Source organism: Cohnella sp. OV330 (assembly GCF_900112065.1).
Taxonomy (GTDB): domain Bacteria; phylum Bacillota; class Bacilli; order Paenibacillales; family Paenibacillaceae; genus Cohnella.
This window is the reverse complement of the sequence record NZ_FOKE01000007.1, coordinates 342,580-358,209: the sequence shown is the minus strand read 5'-3', so window position 1 is coordinate 358,209 and position 15,630 is coordinate 342,580. Positions and strand designations below refer to the sequence as shown.

Annotated in this window: 15 protein-coding genes and 1 pseudogene; 5 read left to right on the top strand and 11 right to left on the bottom strand. The window is 61.3% G+C overall.

The features are described from left to right. Positions 1 to 13: 13 nt before the first annotated feature. The 3 genes from BM235_RS18675 to BM235_RS18665 all read right to left on the bottom strand — a co-directional run bounded on the left by BM235_RS18675 (position 14) and on the right by BM235_RS18665 (position 4,560). A complete protein-coding gene (locus tag BM235_RS18675) occupies positions 14 to 217 on the bottom strand; it encodes a YqzE family protein (protein ID WP_090115723.1) in 204 nt (67 codons plus the stop codon). A gap of 57 nt (positions 218 to 274) precedes the next feature. Further along, positions 275 to 2,392 (bottom strand): assimilatory nitrate reductase catalytic subunit NasC, encoded by a 2,118-nt coding sequence (locus tag BM235_RS18670; protein ID WP_090115760.1) that lies wholly within the window; start codon positions 2,390 to 2,392, stop codon positions 275 to 277. Positions 2,393 to 2,454: 62 nt separating this feature from the next. Then, entirely contained in the window at positions 2,455 to 4,560 is a 2,106-nt protein-coding gene (locus tag BM235_RS18665) for an FAD-dependent oxidoreductase (protein ID WP_090115722.1), read from the bottom strand. A gap of 441 nt (positions 4,561 to 5,001) precedes the next feature. On the opposite strand from BM235_RS18665, the gene BM235_RS18660 reads away from it, so the two are divergent. Continuing rightward, entirely contained in the window at positions 5,002 to 6,231 is a 1,230-nt protein-coding gene (locus BM235_RS18660; RefSeq protein WP_090115721.1) for a nitrate/nitrite transporter, read from the top strand. Positions 6,232 to 6,370: 139 nt separating this feature from the next. Further along, the gene (locus BM235_RS18655) at positions 6,371 to 7,141 is read left to right on the top strand and encodes an N-acetylmuramoyl-L-alanine amidase family protein (protein WP_369803527.1); all 771 of its coding nucleotides are present in this window, start codon (positions 6,371 to 6,373) and stop codon (positions 7,139 to 7,141) included. An 8-nt stretch (positions 7,142 to 7,149) separates the two neighbouring features. Here the strand turns inward: BM235_RS18655 and BM235_RS18650 are convergent. After that, a pseudogene (locus tag BM235_RS18650) lies at positions 7,150 to 7,974 on the bottom strand (divergent polysaccharide deacetylase family protein); the annotation flags it as partial. A 149-nt stretch (positions 7,975 to 8,123) separates the two neighbouring features. Here BM235_RS18650 and BM235_RS18645 point away from each other — a divergent pair. Further along, complete coding sequence (locus BM235_RS18645) at positions 8,124 to 8,696, top strand: xanthine phosphoribosyltransferase (protein ID WP_090115719.1); 573 nt, start codon at positions 8,124 to 8,126, stop codon at positions 8,694 to 8,696. A gap of 82 nt (positions 8,697 to 8,778) precedes the next feature. Beyond that, entirely contained in the window at positions 8,779 to 9,021 is a 243-nt protein-coding gene (locus BM235_RS18640; protein ID WP_090115718.1) for a hypothetical protein, read from the top strand. 751 nt (positions 9,022 to 9,772) lie between these two features. On the opposite strand, the gene BM235_RS18635 is transcribed toward BM235_RS18640, so the two are convergent. The 4 genes from BM235_RS18635 to BM235_RS18620 all read right to left on the bottom strand — a co-directional run bounded on the left by BM235_RS18635 (position 9,773) and on the right by BM235_RS18620 (position 12,400). Beyond that, complete coding sequence (locus BM235_RS18635; protein WP_090115717.1) at positions 9,773 to 10,123, bottom strand: VOC family protein; 351 nt, start codon at positions 10,121 to 10,123, stop codon at positions 9,773 to 9,775. A 121-nt stretch (positions 10,124 to 10,244) separates the two neighbouring features. Then, entirely contained in the window at positions 10,245 to 10,847 is a 603-nt protein-coding gene (locus BM235_RS18630) for an alpha/beta hydrolase (protein WP_090115758.1), read from the bottom strand. Positions 10,848 to 10,892: 45 nt separating this feature from the next. Then, a complete protein-coding gene (locus BM235_RS18625; RefSeq protein ID WP_090115716.1) occupies positions 10,893 to 11,858 on the bottom strand; it encodes a ring-cleaving dioxygenase in 966 nt (321 codons plus the stop codon). Between the two features lie 95 nt (positions 11,859 to 11,953). After that, positions 11,954 to 12,400: a MarR family winged helix-turn-helix transcriptional regulator gene (locus tag BM235_RS18620; protein WP_090115715.1), complete on the bottom strand. Its 447-nt coding sequence runs from the start codon at positions 12,398 to 12,400 to the stop codon at positions 11,954 to 11,956. A 270-nt stretch (positions 12,401 to 12,670) separates the two neighbouring features. Between BM235_RS18620 and BM235_RS18615 the strand changes: the two genes are divergently transcribed. Further along, positions 12,671 to 12,823 carry a DUF1540 domain-containing protein gene (locus BM235_RS18615; RefSeq protein WP_090115714.1) on the top strand — a complete coding sequence of 51 codons (153 nt, stop codon included), beginning with the start codon at positions 12,671 to 12,673 and terminating at the stop codon, positions 12,821 to 12,823. A 118-nt stretch (positions 12,824 to 12,941) separates the two neighbouring features. Here the strand turns inward: BM235_RS18615 and BM235_RS18610 are convergent, their stop codons facing one another. From BM235_RS18610 to glpX, 3 genes are all read right to left on the bottom strand, one after another. Beyond that, a complete protein-coding gene (locus BM235_RS18610; protein ID WP_090115713.1) occupies positions 12,942 to 13,748 on the bottom strand; it encodes a pyruvate, water dikinase regulatory protein in 807 nt (268 codons plus the stop codon). Between the two features lie 23 nt (positions 13,749 to 13,771). Further along, positions 13,772 to 14,419 (bottom strand): helix-turn-helix transcriptional regulator, encoded by a 648-nt coding sequence (locus BM235_RS18605; protein WP_090115712.1) that lies wholly within the window; start codon positions 14,417 to 14,419, stop codon positions 13,772 to 13,774. Positions 14,420 to 14,537: 118 nt separating this feature from the next. Continuing rightward, a complete protein-coding gene (gene glpX / locus BM235_RS18600) occupies positions 14,538 to 15,554 on the bottom strand; it encodes a class II fructose-bisphosphatase (RefSeq protein WP_090115711.1) in 1,017 nt (338 codons plus the stop codon). Positions 15,555 to 15,630 lie beyond the last annotated feature (76 nt).

The window sequence follows — 15,630 nt, the reverse complement described above, 5'->3', positions numbered from 1 at the left end:
ATGGCCCCGGTCGTCAGACCCGAGCTGCAGGCTCTTCTTCTTTTTTGCGGTTGGCGATCCATATACGGATCCCAAGCGGCAACAACTGGCCGAACCAGCGAATCTGCCAGGGCTCCCGCTTTTTTTTGCGCCGCTCGCGGCGTTCGTCGGCCGGCAGGTTCAGATAGGCGACAGAGCGCTCCGCGACATATTTCAGATAATCCGTCGTATCGCTCATCGGGCTTTCCTCCCTCGCGATGCTTGATGAGGTCAGTTTGCCCGCGATCGGACCCTTTTATGCTTCCGATGCAGCAAGAGCCGCCAGATCGGCCGCGTTCAGCGACCGGATTCGCACGGCGGAGGTTTTGAAGTCCGGCATTTTGCAAAAAGGATCGAGCAATGGATTGGTCGCGTTGTTGACGTTTTGCACGCCGCCCCAGTGCATCGGCACGAATACGGTATCCTCCCGGATGTCCGCGGTCAACCGGCTGCGCACGATCATGCTGCCTCTGCGGGAAACGACCCGCACGAGCTCTCCGTCCCCGATGCGGTAGCGCTCCGCCGTCCGAGGATGGATCTCCATCACGTTCTCGAGCTCCCTGGCGAGCAGCGTCGGGCTGCGCCGCGTCTGGACCCCGGTCAAATAGTGGGACAGCATTCTGCCGTTCGTCATGACGAGCGGATAAGCTTCGTCCTCCGTCTCTCCAGGCACGTCGTGAACCGCCTTCGCGAACGCGGCCTTGCCGTCGGGGTGCGCGAACTTCCGCTCGAACAACCTCGCCGTCCCGGGACCTTCGGGATCGGGACATGGCCAATAGACGCCGCCTTCCCGCCTCAACCGCTCGTAGGTGATGCCGTAATAATCCGCGGCGCCGCCCTTGCTCGCGAGGCGCAGTTCCTCGAAGATCTGCTCCGCCGTCGTGTACGGGAAATAGGCCCCCTTGCCCAGCCGCGCCGCGAGGTCGGAAAGGATTCGCCAGTCATGGCGGGCTTCTCCGGGCGCCGGACGGTCTCCGCCCCGAAGCAGCACGCGACCCTCGAGGTTCGTCAATGTGCCTTCGTTTTCCAGGAAAGCGGTCGCGGGCAGCACCAGATCGGCCATGAGCGCCGTCTCCGAGAGGAAAAGGTCCGCCACGACCAGAAAATCGAGGCGGCGCAAGCCCTCTTCGACGAAGTCCGCATTCGGGTTCGAGACGACGGGATTCGAAGACATCACGAGCAGCGCGCGGATATCCCGCTTGTGCACGAGCTCCATCATCTCGTAAGCAGAAACGCCTTTGCCGGGCAAATCGGCCGGGTCGACGCCCCACACGCTCGCGACGTAAGCGCGGTCTTCCGCATTTTCGATGAGCCGATAGCCGGGGAGCTGATCGGCTTTTTGCCCATGCTCCCTCCCCCCCTGCCCGTTGCCTTGCCCGGTCACGGCGCCGTATCCGCAGCCCGGCTTGCCGATCTTGCCGGTGGCGAGGATCAGGTTCAAAAACGCCCGCACGGCCATATGTCCGTCGCGGTGCTGCTCGACGCCGCGCGCGGTGAAGACCATGCCGGAGGCCGCCCGTCCGAAGGCGCGCGCCGCCCGCCGGATGTCCGCTTCGTCGACGCCGGTCAGCGACGCGATGTCGCTGAGCTCAAGCGACGATACGTACGACAGCACATCCTCGAACCCGCTTGTGCGGGACGCGATGAACGAAGGGTTCGTCAGCTTTTCTTCGACGACGACCTTCAGGAGGCCGTTCGCGAGCGCCAAGTCCGTGCCGGGCTTCACTTTCAGATGAATATCGGCCATCTCGGCCGTCTTGGTCGTCCGCGGGTCGATGACGATGAAGAAGGCGCCGTTTTCTTTGGCTTTCGTGAAGTACGGCATCAGCGTTGGCTGGCAATCGGCGATGTTCGTGCCGGCCAGCACGATGCATTCCGCCTGCGTCACCTCGGACAGCGGATTGGTCAGCCCACGGTCAAGGCCGAACGTCTTGACGCCCGCGGACGCTGCAGCCGACATGCAAAAGCGGCCATTGTAATCCACGTACCGCGTCTTAAGCGCCACGCGCGCAAACTTGCCTAGCGCGTAGGCTGACTCATTGGTCAGAGAACCGCCGCCATAGAGGCCGACGGCATCCGCGCCATGCTCCGCCTGTGTGGCGGAGAAGCGGTCCGCGATAACGTCCAGCGCCGCTTCCCAGGAGATCTCGCGAAATTCGCCGTCTGTCTTCAGCAGCGGCTTCCGCAGGCGATCCCGGCTCAGGGCGTGCTGATAGGCGTTGATGCCTTTGACGCATAGCCGCCCTTGGGAAGCGGCGTTGGGCAGTCCTTCGATTTTGTACGTCGGCCGCCGGTCGGTATGTTTCTCTTCGATGACCCGCATCTTGCACTGAACGCTGCAGAACGGGCACTGGGTATCGAAGCTTGCCTGCATGGCTTGCATAGGCGATTCCTCCTTAAGCGCAATAGCGGTCGAGCGATACCCGACGCCGCTTTTCATATGCCGATCGCGGCTCGGCCGTCGCTTGCGGCGACGCCCTCCGCCAGCATCGCCTCGCGAGCCTCGTCGTCAAGAAGCCGCTCGCGCGCGGCGGACAGGCCCGTGCGCTCGAGCCATCGCCAGACCGGCTCGCCGTAGTCCGCCTCGGCCCGATACCACCGCAGCAGCGCTTCGGCCATCTCGAGCGCCGTATCCGCGGAAGGCTCGACGGCGATGAGCTGCGCCTGCTTGACCGGCCGCTCCGCATGGCCGCCGGCATACAGCTCCCAGCCAGCCGGGGCCCGGGCGAGACCGATATCCCGAACGAGCAGGCCGACCGGTTCGTCGGCCAAGCCGGCGATGGCAGCCTGTACCCGGCTGGGCAGCGCTGCGTCCGCAAGCCTTCGGCTCAGCGTAGCGGCCATGCCCGCGGCAAGGCCCTCCCTCGATCCGCTGCCGCCCCGGACTTCCCCGACTTGTATGGAAAATAGCCATTCATCATGAGCCGCGCCGGAAGTCCCCATGGGATCCCGCGTATAATATCGAAGCGCGCTCTTGCAGACGACGCAACCGTCCGCCGTTCGCCAATTCAATTCGGCCATCGCTTCCGCAGGCGTGCGCAAACCTTTTTCCGCCAGGGCGAGTCTGAGCGCGCGATGGCCGAGGGGCGTACAGTCGCACAGCGCGGGATCCGGCGGCGCGGCCGAGGCCGCGCCTGCCAGCGCCGCGCGCAGGATCGCCGCGACCATGCCGCTGCAGCCGCCGCACGAACTCGATGCCTTCGTCCGCTCCCGGACGAGCTCGATCGTGTCCGAGCCGTCCTCGGTCACCGAGCGGACGATCGCGCCTTTGCACACGCCGTTGCAGCCGCATACCGTATCCGCATCCGCCATCGCCGCCGCAGCCGCGTCGCCCGCACTGCCGGCCGGCGCCCCGCTTGACTGCGCGCGCGCCAGCGCTTCGACCTTGGAGCGCCGCTTCAGATGGCCGAGCAGCGTCTGCCCTTCGTCCGTGTCGCCGTACAGGACGACGCCCGCGATACGCCCGTTTTCCGCAGTGACCCGTTTGTACGTCCCGCGCAAACCGTCATACGCCTGCAGCACGGTGTTCGCTTCCCCGTCGCGCACGACGCCCGCGGAGAACACGTTGATGCCCGCTACTTTCAATTGCGCATAAGGCATGCTTCCGGCATACGGCTCCGCCTCGAGTCCGCAGACGACGCGCGCCAGCACTTTGCCCTGCTCATAGAGCGGCGCGACGAGTCCGTACGCGATCCCTCTGTGCTCGGCGCATTCGCCGACCGCATAGACGTCCGGCACGTTCGTCTCCATATAATCGTTGACGATGACCGCGCGATTGGTCTCGATGCCGCTCGCCTTCGCGAACGCGACGTTCGGGCTGATGCCGACCGACAGCACGATCAAGTCGGCATCGAGCTTCGTGCCGTCCGCGAACAGAAGACCTTCCGCGCGTTTGCGACCGAAAATCCGATTCGTCGTCTTGCCGAGCCTGAACCGCATGCCCTGTTCTTCCAGCGCGGTACGCAGCAGTTCGGCGGACATGCGGTCAAGCTGGCGATTCATCAGGAAGGGGGAGTTGTGGACGACTTCCACCTCCATGCCCAGATTAAGGAGACCCCGAGCAGCTTCAAGGCCGAGCAGCCCGCCTCCCAACACGGCAGCCTTGCGGTATTGGGCCGCAGCCTCCATGATCTGGCGGCAATCCTCGATCGTTCGAAACGCCAGCACGCCGGGCTTGCCTGCGCCCGGGAGCGGCGGCACGAAAGCGGACGAGCCCGTCGCAAGGATCAGCTTGTCATAATCGAGGCGGAGGCCCGTCTCGGTCTCCACCCTGCGTTCGCCCGTGCGAACGCGGACGACCGATTCTCCCGTGAGCAGCCGGATTCCTCGTTCCGCGTACCAGGACCAATCGTTCAAGATGATGTCCTGAAGCGAAGTACCGCCTTGCAGCACCTTGGAGAGCTGAATGCGATTGTAATTCGGCGTCGGCTCTTTGCCGATCACGGTAACTTCGAAGGCGTCGGGCGCCAATTCGAGGATCTCTTCGAGACAACGAATGCCGGCCATGCCGTTGCCGACCAATACGAGCTTGGGCTTCGCCATGCATACTCCCCCTTCCTGCGCCGCGGCAAATGCCGAAAAAGAACATAAAAAACCCGTCCCCTCCATCGGGGCGGGCTTCGTCGCCGGTTTCGGGCACGTCGTTGTGCCGCGGATTCTTTATTCAGCATAGGCCGAGAAACAATCGATGTCAATAATCATTACTTACTTTTAGATATATTCTCTAAACGATGCACGGATCACGGCGAAATTAATTATTATGTTATATATATTGACATGACTTTTGCGACCCCTGTATAATCCAAATTGGCTCACAATGACGTGACCGAAAGCATCCGATCGCCCGGTACAACGACGTACCGCGCACTGGGGTGTCACTTTCGCCATGGTCAAGGTGCGTCTTTTCGTTTTTCGGCACCCGCCTTGGCGCGTGAACACGCCCGAACCATATGTGATTTTGTATATCATGGGAGGCGGATTCCAATGGAAATCGTAAAAGACAAAGGGTTCTGGAATAGCGGGCATAAACCTACATTATTTAGCGCATTCTTGTATTTCGATATGAGCTTCATGGTCTGGGTGTTGATCGGGCCGCTCGCGGTCATCATGATGAACGATTATCCGATGACGGCGATTCAAAAGGCGAACCTGGTGGCGCTGCCCGTCCTCGGCGGCTCCTTGCTCAGGCTCGTCTTCGGCTTCCTAACCGACTACATCGGCCCGAAGCGCACGGGACAATTCGGACTGCTCGCGACGATGGTGCCGCTCGTGTGGGGATGGCAGTTCGTGGATTCGCTGAACCATCTATATATCGTAGCGCTTCTGCTCGGATTCGCAGGCGCTTCGTTCGCCGCCGCGCTGCCGCTCGCCAGCCGGTGGTATCCCCCTCAATATCAAGGCCTCGCGATGGGAATCGCGGGCGCCGGCAACAGCGGCACGGTATTTTCGACGCTGTTCGCCAACCGGCTGGCCACGCACTTCGGCGGCTGGGAGACCGTATTCGGACTCGCGCTCATCCCGATCGGCATCGTATTCATCGTCTTTACCGTTTTTGCCAAAGAAAGCCCTACGCAGCCTGCGCCGAAAAAGCTGTCCCAATACGCGAGCGTGCTTAAAAAACGCGATACCTGGCTGTTTTGTCTCATGTACGGCGTTACGTTCGGCGGCTTCGTAGGCCTGACCAATTACCTGACGATATTTTTCAACGCCCAATATGGCGTGTCCGCGGTCCGCGCTGCCGACTTCACGACGATCTGCGTCATCGCCGGCAGCTTCTTCCGCCCAGTAGGCGGATACTTGTCCGACAAAATCGGCGGCATCCGCATGCTGATCGTCTTGTACGCAGCGGCAGGCCTTCTTTTCCTCACCATCTCTTCGCTGCCGCCGCTGGCCGTCGTCATCCCGCTTCTCTTCCTCGCGATGATGAGTCTCGGGACGGGCAACGGCGCCGTATTCCAATTGATCCCGCAGCGATTCGGCGCCGACATCGGGCTGCTGACCGGCATCGTCGGCGCGGCCGGCGGCTTTGGCGGCTACTTGCTGCCGCTGCTGCTCGGCAGCCTGTACGGCAAGACCGGCTCCTATACGCCCGGCTTTATCACGATGGCCTGCATCGCGCTTGGCGCGCTCGTCGCGCTGTCGATCGTGCAAGGCGTCTGGAAGCGCACTTGGCTAAGCCCGGACGGCCGGGCCAAGCTTGAAGCGGAAGCCTGAACCCCAGCGGGTCCATCGTCCCCTATGAATGAGATCGCCCGTCCCGAGCCACGCTAACGGCAGAATCTTCGCCCCGGGCCGGAAGGAGACGGACGATCGAATGATACCTTCTTATAAACGCCGCATTTGCGCAGCTTTAGTGTGCCTATTGGCAGCTCATGGCCCGCTCCCTTCCCCCTCAGCCAGCGCCGAGGATACGGATGCGGGCCTTGCGCTGCCGTTCGCGGGCAGTCCGACGGCGAGGCATACGCTGCCCGCGGCCGACGTGCTCATCGACGCCGGACACGGCGGCATCGACGGCGGCACGCACGTCGGGAACATCCTGGAGAAGGACATCAATCTGGCCATCTCCCGCAAGCTTTATCTCATCTTGAGAAGCCGGGGCATGCACGCGGTGCTCAATCGTACCGGCGACTACGCGCTCAGCGACGACAACCGCTGGCTCCGCTCCTCCCGTCATCAGCGCGACTTGTCCCAGCGCAAAGGTCTTGCCCGCGATATCGGCGCAGGCGTGTTCATCAGCGTTCACGTCAACTGGTCCAAGCGAAAAACGGTTCACGGGCCTGTCGTGCTCCACCGGCTCGATGCCGGAAGCGCGCTCCTCGCCTCGCTCATCCAGGAACGGCTGAACAAACAGCAGAAAACGAACGTGCCTCCGCTCGCGGGGGATCAATTTTACGTGCTGAAAAAAGCCGGTCCCCCGAGCGTCATCGTCGAGACCGGCTTTATCAGCAACCCTGGCGATCTGAATATGCTTACCAATTCGGCGGGTCAGACCGCGATCGCCACCGCGATCGCCGACGGCATCGCGGCCTATCGGCTCGTAGCGCTCTCTTCGGGAAGCTTCGACCCGGGTTCGGACTCGCCAATAGACGCCGAACCGAAAAGCTCCGCCCCCGGCAGCGAATAAGGCCCGGACGGCGACAGGAGCTCCGACAGTTTGACGAACCGGACCGACGCCTGGCGGAGGGCAGGAATCGCGGCCGCTAGCTGGCCCGACGTGATCAGCCCCGGCGGGCCCACATGGCCGATGACCACCGTGCGATCGTGCTTCTGCACGCGCGCCTTGAGCAGCAAGATCTGGCCTCCCACGTGCTTGTCCGTGTACACATCGTCAAGAAACAAATCGTTCTGCAGCAAGGGCACGCCCATCTGGCGCGCGAGCTTCGGCACCACGGATTTGTAGGAAGTTCGGCTGTCCAGGAAAAACAAGCCGCGCTCCTTGCATACTTGCAGCACGATGCGCATGACGCGCTCGTCCGCCGTCGCGCGAGAGCCCATATGATTGTTCATGCCGACCGCGTGCGGCACGTCGGCGATCGCCGCCTCGGTGCGAAGGCGAATCTCCTCGTCGGACAAGGCAGTCAATATCGCTCTTGGCCCGAGCCAGCTCGGCTTGCCTCTGACCGGCTCCATCGGCAAATGCACGATAACCTCGCGGCCAGCGGCATGCGCGGCTTCCGCGTCCGCTTGCGAGGTAGGCAGGAACGGCATGACCGCCGCCGTGATCGGAATCGGCAGTCGCAGCATCTCGTCCGTCCCCTTCATCCGGTTGCCGAAGTCGTCGATGACCACCGCGACGACGCGCTCCGCCGGCCTGCTTTGTTCGGCCGGGATGCCGGCTTCCGCCGACGACGGCGCAGGCCGAGCGCTCAAGGCCATAAGCGCCGCCGCCGCAACCGCCGCCAGCCGAATGCCGCCCCTTTTCAGCAGACGCCTTCTCCATCGCCATCCTTTTTTCATCCCGCAACCCCTGCCCTTCTTCGTCCCGTTAGTTCGCTTGGCTGTCTCATTTTGCGTGGAAATTACAGCCATTATGCGCGAAGAGACAAGAAAAGTCGGGTCGCATCCTTTATAATGGGGAATGATCCGCACAAAAGGGGCTGTCAGTCATCGAAAAGTTAAAAGCAAAAATCCGCCAGGAAGGCCGCGTGCTCGGCGCTGACGTACTCAAGGTCGACGCCTTCCTCAATCATCAGGTCGATCCTGTTCTTATGGCCGATATCGGCGAGACGTTCGCCTCCTTATTCAAGAACGCCGGCGTCACGAAGGTGCTCACGCTCGAATCCTCCGGCATCGCGCCGGCTCTCATGACCGCGCTCGGCCTCCGGGTGCCGCTCATCTTCGCCAAGAAGCGCAAGTCGCTGACGCTCAAGGACGATCTGTGGACCGAACGGTCGTTTTCCTTCACGAAGCAGGAGGAGAGCGAGGTATCCGTCTCCAAGCAGTTCCTCGCGCCGAGCGACGTCGTGCTCATCGTCGACGACTTCCTCGCGAACGGACAAGCCGCCCAGGCGATGGCAGGTATCGTGTTGAAGGCCGGCGCGTCGGTGGCAGGCATCGGCATCGTAATCGAAAAGGCGTTCCAGCCCGGACGACAGCTGCTGCTAGACGCCGGTTACCGCGTCGAATCGCTCGCCCGCATCGCGAGCCTGTCCGAATCGGGCATCGAATTCGAGGAATAATCGCCCGCTAGGCGGATGAACAGTCCAACAGGGCGTCCGACCCGTATACTGTACGACATCCCAAGCGAAGGAGTTGGCAGACATGTCGGATTGCCCAAAATGCGTTAGCAAGACCGTATACGATCCGCCACAAACGGTATATGAGGATTACTACCATCCACAGCACGTCGAGGTCGTGCAGACCGTCGAGGTCGTCCGGCGCCATCACTGCGTGCCCGTCTATCATCACGTCACCGTATGTACGACGAAGGACGTTTACTCCGACGACTTCGAAGGCGGCTTCCGCGGAGCTACCCGCTCCGCCGGCGCGCCGCGCCGCCGCTGATCCGGAAGGCCAGAAATGCAAAGAGGGACGCAGCAGAGCCATCTGCTTGCGTCCCTTTTTTTGGTTTGAATGCGCTAAGTCAGACTATACGCTCCGGCGGACCAGGCATCTGTTGCTTGCGTGTAAAGCGGGGTTACGAGGGGTTCGCGGACTGCAACTCCTGCAAAACAGCCGGCTGAGTGGGAGTTACACGGAAAAATCGCGCATCTCCCGCAGAAACCGCCTCCAGGGTGCGGAGTTACACGGAAAAACCGCGCATCTCTCGCAAGAACCGCCTACCAGGTGCGGAGTTGCACGGAAATACCGCGCATCTCCCGCAAGAACCGCCTACCAGGCGTGGAGTTGCACGGAAATACCGCGCAACTCCATGCCGATAAGCGCAACTGAGCACTATCGTCGCTTCTAGGACGCTCCGGACGGTGACGATAAGCGCAAATAGGCACTAACGCCGCCTCAGCGGCGCTCGTAAAGGCGTCGATAAGCGCAAAAAGGCATTAACGCCAACTCCCCTACACGCCAGTCTGTGGCGATAAGTGCAAATTGGCGCTAACGCCGGCTATAGGACACGTTCTTTGCTAAGCGGTTGACGGTTCAGCTCAACTTTGGGAACAATAACGAACTTCAGTGAACTTCAGTCCGCTACGTTTGCGCCGAGATCCGACCAGCCGACGAAAAAGACTTTACGATCCGTTAGCGATAACTGCACGGTCCGTTCCAGATAACGGATGCCGGCTCCGGCAGCCGGCCGGTGTCAGAGATGCGCCAGCACATTCACGAGCCTGCCGAACGGATCCCGTACATAGAAGCGTCGCACGCCCCAAGGCTCGTCGGCCGGCCCGTATTCGATCGCGAATCCGGCCTGCCGCATACGCGCGAGCGCTTCGTCGACGTCGTCGACCTCGACGGACAAATCCGGCACGGCCGTGCCGGAGCCTCCCTCCGTCGCAAAGCTGATCTGAACATGCATGTCGACGTCGTTCCCGTAAGTCGCGATCCATCCGTGGTCCATCAGAACGTCGAGCCCGAGCGCCTCCTCGTAGAACCGCTTGGCCGCCGACAGATCCGAGGCGGCGACGTTTGCCACGATCCTTTTTACCTTCATCCTCCGCCTCCTGCCGGCGCACGCGCAGCGCACCGCTTCATCGTCATGGACGGCTTCCGCCGCATGCCGCCTTGCAGACGATTGTCACTCCGCTTGCCGCATGCTGCCAGAGCGCCGGTTCTCAAACGCCGCGCAGCCAAGCCGCCGCCGCTTCGACTTCGGTCCTAGACAGTTGATGCCCGCCGTTTTCCCAATGCGTCTCGACCGCCGCGCCGGCAGCGCCGAGCGCCGCCGCGAGTTCTTCGCTCTCGGCCATCGTGCAGAGCGGATCGTTGCGTCCCGCCCCGATGAAGACCGGTACGCCCGACAGATCGGGCAGCTCGATGCCTCTGCGCGGCACCATCGGATGGAACAGCACGGCCCCTTTGAGCGCATCCTGATGGTGATACAACAGGCTGGCCGCGATATTCGCGCCGTTGGAATAACCGACCGCCACGACGTTATGCCTGTCGAAGCCGTACTTGTCCGCGCTCTCGTCGACGAAGGCGTTCAGCTCGGCCGTCCGCGCGATCAGGTCCGCCTCGTCAAATACGCCTTCGGCGATGCGCCGGAAGAAGCGGGCCATGCCGCGTTCGGATACGTTGCCCCTCACGCCAAGCAGCGCGGATTCCGGATTCAACATGCGGCCGACGCCGACCAGATCGCGCTCCGAGCCTCCCGTTCCGTGAAGCAGAAGCAGCGTAGGCGCGTTCGGGCTCGAGCCCGGTTCAAAAATATGGATCATGGACATGGGATTCTCCTCCTTTTTATACAAGCAGGTTCGATGCGGTTAGATCGGCTTCAATCCAGCCTCGATGCGTTCGCGCTTCGGTTCCAGGAACGGCGGCAGGGCGAGCCGCTCGCCAAGCTGGTCTAGCGGTTCGTCGGTGTCGAAGCCCGGACCGTCCGTCGCCAGCTCGAACAGGATGCCGTTCGGCTCTCTGAAGTAGAGCGATTTGAAATAGAAACGGTCTACGTAACCCGAGTTGACGAGACCCGCAGACGAGATCTTCCCGATCCAAGCTCGCAGCTCCGCCTCGTCCTCCACGCGGAAGGCCACGTGATGCACCGCGCCGATGCCTTGACGTTCCTGCTGCAGATCGTCGCGCTCCTCCAGATGCACCTCCGACCCGCTGCCTCCTTCTCCCGTCTCGAACACGACGATATCGGGCTCGCCTGCGATTTCCGAAGCGTACTGCCCCTTCTTTCTATAGCCCATCAACTCCGTCAGCACTCGCTCGGTAGGTGCCGCGCGGAGAACCGTAAGCCGCACCGGACCGAGTCCGACGATGCCGAACTCCGCAGGCACTTCGCTCTTGTCCCAGGGCTTGCCCCCGGCTACGCCGGCATCGTGCTCGTCGGATACGAGGATGAGCCGCTGACCTTCGGGATCGCGGAAAGCCAGCGTCAGGCGCCCGCCGCGTTCCACGATCTCGTCCTGATCGACCTCGAATTGCGTAAATCGATGCTGCCAATAGGACAACGCCGCGTCGCCGGGCACGCGCAGCGAAGTCGCGGAAATGCTGCTCGTCCCCGGCCGGCTTCGCCAAGCGGTAGGAAATTCGAAAAACGTCAACTCCGTGCCAGGATTCCCCCGTTCGTCCCCGTAGAACAGGTGATAAACGGACGTGTCGTCCTGGTTAACCGTCTTTTTGACCAGCCGCATCCCGAGCGTCTTCGTATAAAAGTCGACGTTGCCCGCAGCCGTGCCCGTAATTGCCGATACGTGATGAATGCCTTTAAGCTTGAGCTCCATCGTCTTCAACCCCCAAGTGTAAATTAGTCGCAGCATAGTTCGTCGACCTGACTTAGCCTTAATGAACATCCCTTTATTGCACAAACCAGACGCCGCTAGTCAGCCCCGCCCTTGCCGAGCAGCTTCAACATTCGAATCGCCTCTTGCTGTTCTTCCCCGGTCAGGACGTCCATCATGCCCTGAATTTTATTCGCGTGCTTGGGGAAAATGTCGTCGAACAACGCCGTCCCTTTTTCCGTCAGCTCCGCGAATACGACCCGGCGGTCTTCCCGGCTCAGCACCCGGCGGATCAGCTCCTTGTCCTCCAGCTTGTCGATATTGTAGGTCATCGTGCCGCTCGTCAGCAGCATCTTGCCCGCGATTTGCTGAATCGGCGTCCTCCCTTTGGCATACAGCACCTCCATGATACCGAACTCCGAGGGACTGAGACCTTGCTCGCGCATGTCGCGCATCGCTTGGTCCATGAGGCTTCGATACGCCTTCGACAGCACGACGAACAGCTTCAGCGATATATTTTGATCCGAGGCGTTAGGATCCGACATTGTCGATCACTCCGATTCGTTTTATCTCAATATCATTTATCTTAAATTAAAGATATCATGCGAAACGATGGATGTCAACCTCTTGCCGCCCCTCCATAAATGTGTCATACATTGATTCAGACAAGCATATCTGGTAGTATATAAAAGAATAAAACACGCCGAAAATCAAATAACCCCTTCCCGAATTGGAAAGAGGTGGAGACCGCGTCAAGCGCCAACTTGACCGTCTCGGTTATTCGATGCTCGGCTCGCGAAAGCGAGGTGAACAACATGGCAAAGGACGTTCGCTGCGAAGTCAATTCCTGCCGCTTCTGGGCAGAAGAGAACCATTGCAAAGCGGAAAGCATTTTCGTCACGATGCACAGCCGCAAGGAGCCTTCCAAGTCCGAAGAGACGGACTGCGGTACTTTTGAAGTAAAGTAAGTTAAGCCTATAAATTCGCTTGAGGAGAAGGAACTTCGCCGGTTCCTTCTTTTCTTTTTGAATTATAACAGGGCTGATAATGATTATCAAGCTTAATTAGCGCATTTGGTCGAATCGTTCACAACATCTCCAAAATGAGTCCGGCCGTCTCCTCGATCGCCCGTTCCGTCACGTCGATGACCGGACACTGCAGACGGTCCATGATCCTTCCCGCGAATTCGATCTCCTGGCGAATCCGGTCCGGCGAAGCATAGTGCGCTTGACTGGGCAAGCCGAGCGCCTTGAGCCGCTCCGAACGGATGCGCGTGAGCCGCTCGGGATCCATCGTTAAACCGATCAAGAGGCGGTTCTTCCCCTTCATGAACAGCTCCTCGGGCGGCTTGACCTCGATCGTCAGCGGGTAGTTGGCCGTTCGGATGCCTTTGTGCGCCAGGTAGATGCTAAGCGGCGTCTTGGATGTCCGCGACACGCCGACGAGAACGACCTGCGCCTTGAGCAGGCCGCGCGGGTCTTTGCCGTCGTCGTACTTGACGGCGAATTCGATCGCTTCGATTTTGCGAAAATACGATTCGTCCATCTCGTGCAGCAATCCCGGCTGGTATTTGGGCGCGTCGTTAAACGTATCGATGAACGCCTGCATCATCGGCCCCATGACGTCGACGGCGCGAATGCCGAGCCTGAGCGCCTCTTCGCGCATCGTATCCCGAAGCTCGGGCTGCACCAGCGTATAGGCGATAAGCACGCGCCCGCCGACCGCTTCCTTCAATATGGCCTTCACCTCGTCTTCGGTCTTGATATGACCGAAGCGCCGAATGACCGCCTTATCCGTCGCGAATTGGCGCAGCGTCGCCCGCGCGACCGCTTCGGCCGTATCCCCGAGTGCATCCGAGCACACGAATATCGTATGCTCCGCATGATCAGCCATCTCGTCTCCTCCATCCTAGCCTTCTATGTAATTTCCGTCAGGTCCACCAGCGCTTGCGTCATCGTCGTCTTGGACACCCGGCCCACGACCTCGAGCGGCGTCCGGCGTCCCGCGCCGTCTTCGCCCGCCGGCCGCACGACCGGCATCCCGCCGATCTGGTGGTGCAGCAGCTTCTTCGCGGCATCCCAGAGCGAATCCTCCGGCGTCACCGTGACGATCCTCGGAAAGCGGGTCATCACCATGCTCACCGGGATCGAAGCCGCATTGGGATTGCCTAACGTCACCTTCAGCAAATCCTTGATGGTGACGAGCCCCGCGAGATAGCCTTCGCCGTCCGTCACCGACAGGATGCCGGTATTTTCCACGAACAGCGAGATGACGGCGTCGTTCACGCTGGCCGTCTCCTGGATGACGACGGGCCTGCTCATCATGTCCCTCACCTTCAGCGCGACCAGCCGGTCTCTCGCCCGGCCGTCGGCCGACAGCTGGCGTCCGGGAAAATAACCGACCTTCGGCTTGGCGTCGATCAGCCCGAGCATGACCAGCACAGATAAGTCCGACCGGATGGTCGGACGGCTGATGCCGAGCGATTCGGCGATCTGATCCCCGGTGATCGGGGCATGGCTGCGCACGCGCTCGATAATGGCAAGCTGTCTTGGCGTCAGTTCGATTGGTGCTCCCTCCCGGCTGTCCTAACTATTGCGAGAGCTTCTCCTCTTGGACCTTTGCCCCCGTCGGCTTCCGTCAGGGCCTTTTCGGAGCGAAGCTATGAATAGTGTACAGGATTGATTAATAAGCCGCAATATTGGGCGATAGAGACGTTTCCGCGGCGCGCGCCGCCAAATCGAGCAGGAGCGGCTTGCTCGGCAGATGGTGGAGCGAACGGATATGCCGGATCGTCCGGGTCTTCGCCCGCATGACGATCGAATGGGTCTCCGCCCGGTCGCCCGGCAAGTACCGCACGCCGCCCATGAATTCGCCCGGCGTGACGCCGGTCGCGGCGAAGATGACGTCCCCGGTGCCGACCATGTCGTCCATCGTCAGCACCTTCTCCGGATCGGACAACCCCATCTCGAGGCAGCGTTCGTATTCGCGCCGGTCGGCAGGCATGAGCCGGCCTTGAATCTCGCCGCCCAGGCAGCGCAGCGCAGCGGCGGCCAGCACGCCCTCGGGCGCGCCGCCGGAGCCGACGTACAGATCGATGCCGGCTTCCGGAAAAGAGGGTGCCAGCGCGCCGGCGACGTCCCCGTCGGAGAGGAACTTGATGCGCACGCCGACCTCGCGAAGCGTCCGCACGATATGCGCATGACGATCGCGATCGAGCAGCATGACCGTCAGCTCCCGCACGGGCTTGCCAAGCTGTTCGGCCGCCGTATTCAGCGTCTTCTCCAGCGGATCGGACAAGCTCACCTTGCCTGCGAGCTCGGGGCCGACCGCCAGCTTTTCCATATACATGTCCGGCGCATGCAGCAGGCTGCCCTTGCCGGCAACGGCGATGACGGACATCGCGTTGTTCAGCCCGCGCGCCACGATCTCGGTACCCTCGAGCGGGTCGACAGCGACGTCCACCTCGGGTCCCTGCGCGCTGCCGACGGCTTCGCCTATATATAGCATCGGGGCTTCGTCCATCTCCCCTTCGCCGATCACGACCGTCCCCCGGACCGATACCGAATCGAACATCGCGCGCATGGCGGACGTAGCCGCGCCGTCGGCGTGATGCTTGTCCCCTCTGCCCATCCACGGCGCGGACGCCAGCGCGGCCAACTCCGTTACCCGTACGATCTCAAGCGCCAGCTCTCTCTCCATGTTCCCAGCCTCCGAATTCTATTCGTGTGTATTTTTTATATATAATACACTCTAATAATTAAATAGTGCAACATAT

Coding starts and splice junctions, on each gene's coding strand:
- BM235_RS18675 (WP_090115723.1), bottom strand. CDS start 217: ATGAGCGATACGACGGATTATCTGAAATATGTCGCGGAGCGCTCTGTC.
- BM235_RS18615 (WP_090115714.1), top strand. CDS start 12,671: ATGGCAAAGGACGTTCGCTGCGAAGTCAATTCCTGCCGCTTCTGGGCA.
- BM235_RS18665 (WP_090115722.1), bottom strand. CDS start 4,560: ATGGCGAAGCCCAAGCTCGTATTGGTCGGCAACGGCATGGCCGGCATT.
- BM235_RS18670 (WP_090115760.1), bottom strand. CDS start 2,392: ATGCAGGCAAGCTTCGATACCCAGTGCCCGTTCTGCAGCGTTCAGTGC.
- BM235_RS18640 (WP_090115718.1), top strand. CDS start 8,779: ATGTCGGATTGCCCAAAATGCGTTAGCAAGACCGTATACGATCCGCCA.
- BM235_RS18620 (WP_090115715.1), bottom strand. CDS start 12,400: ATGTCGGATCCTAACGCCTCGGATCAAAATATATCGCTGAAGCTGTTC.
- BM235_RS18635 (WP_090115717.1), bottom strand. CDS start 10,123: ATGAAGGTAAAAAGGATCGTGGCAAACGTCGCCGCCTCGGATCTGTCG.
- BM235_RS18630 (WP_090115758.1), bottom strand. CDS start 10,847: ATGATCCATATTTTTGAACCGGGCTCGAGCCCGAACGCGCCTACGCTG.
- BM235_RS18610 (WP_090115713.1), bottom strand. CDS start 13,748: ATGGCTGATCATGCGGAGCATACGATATTCGTGTGCTCGGATGCACTC.
- BM235_RS18625 (WP_090115716.1), bottom strand. CDS start 11,858: ATGGAGCTCAAGCTTAAAGGCATTCATCACGTATCGGCAATTACGGGC.
- BM235_RS18660 (WP_090115721.1), top strand. CDS start 5,002: ATGGAAATCGTAAAAGACAAAGGGTTCTGGAATAGCGGGCATAAACCT.
- glpX (WP_090115711.1), bottom strand. CDS start 15,554: ATGGAGAGAGAGCTGGCGCTTGAGATCGTACGGGTAACGGAGTTGGCC.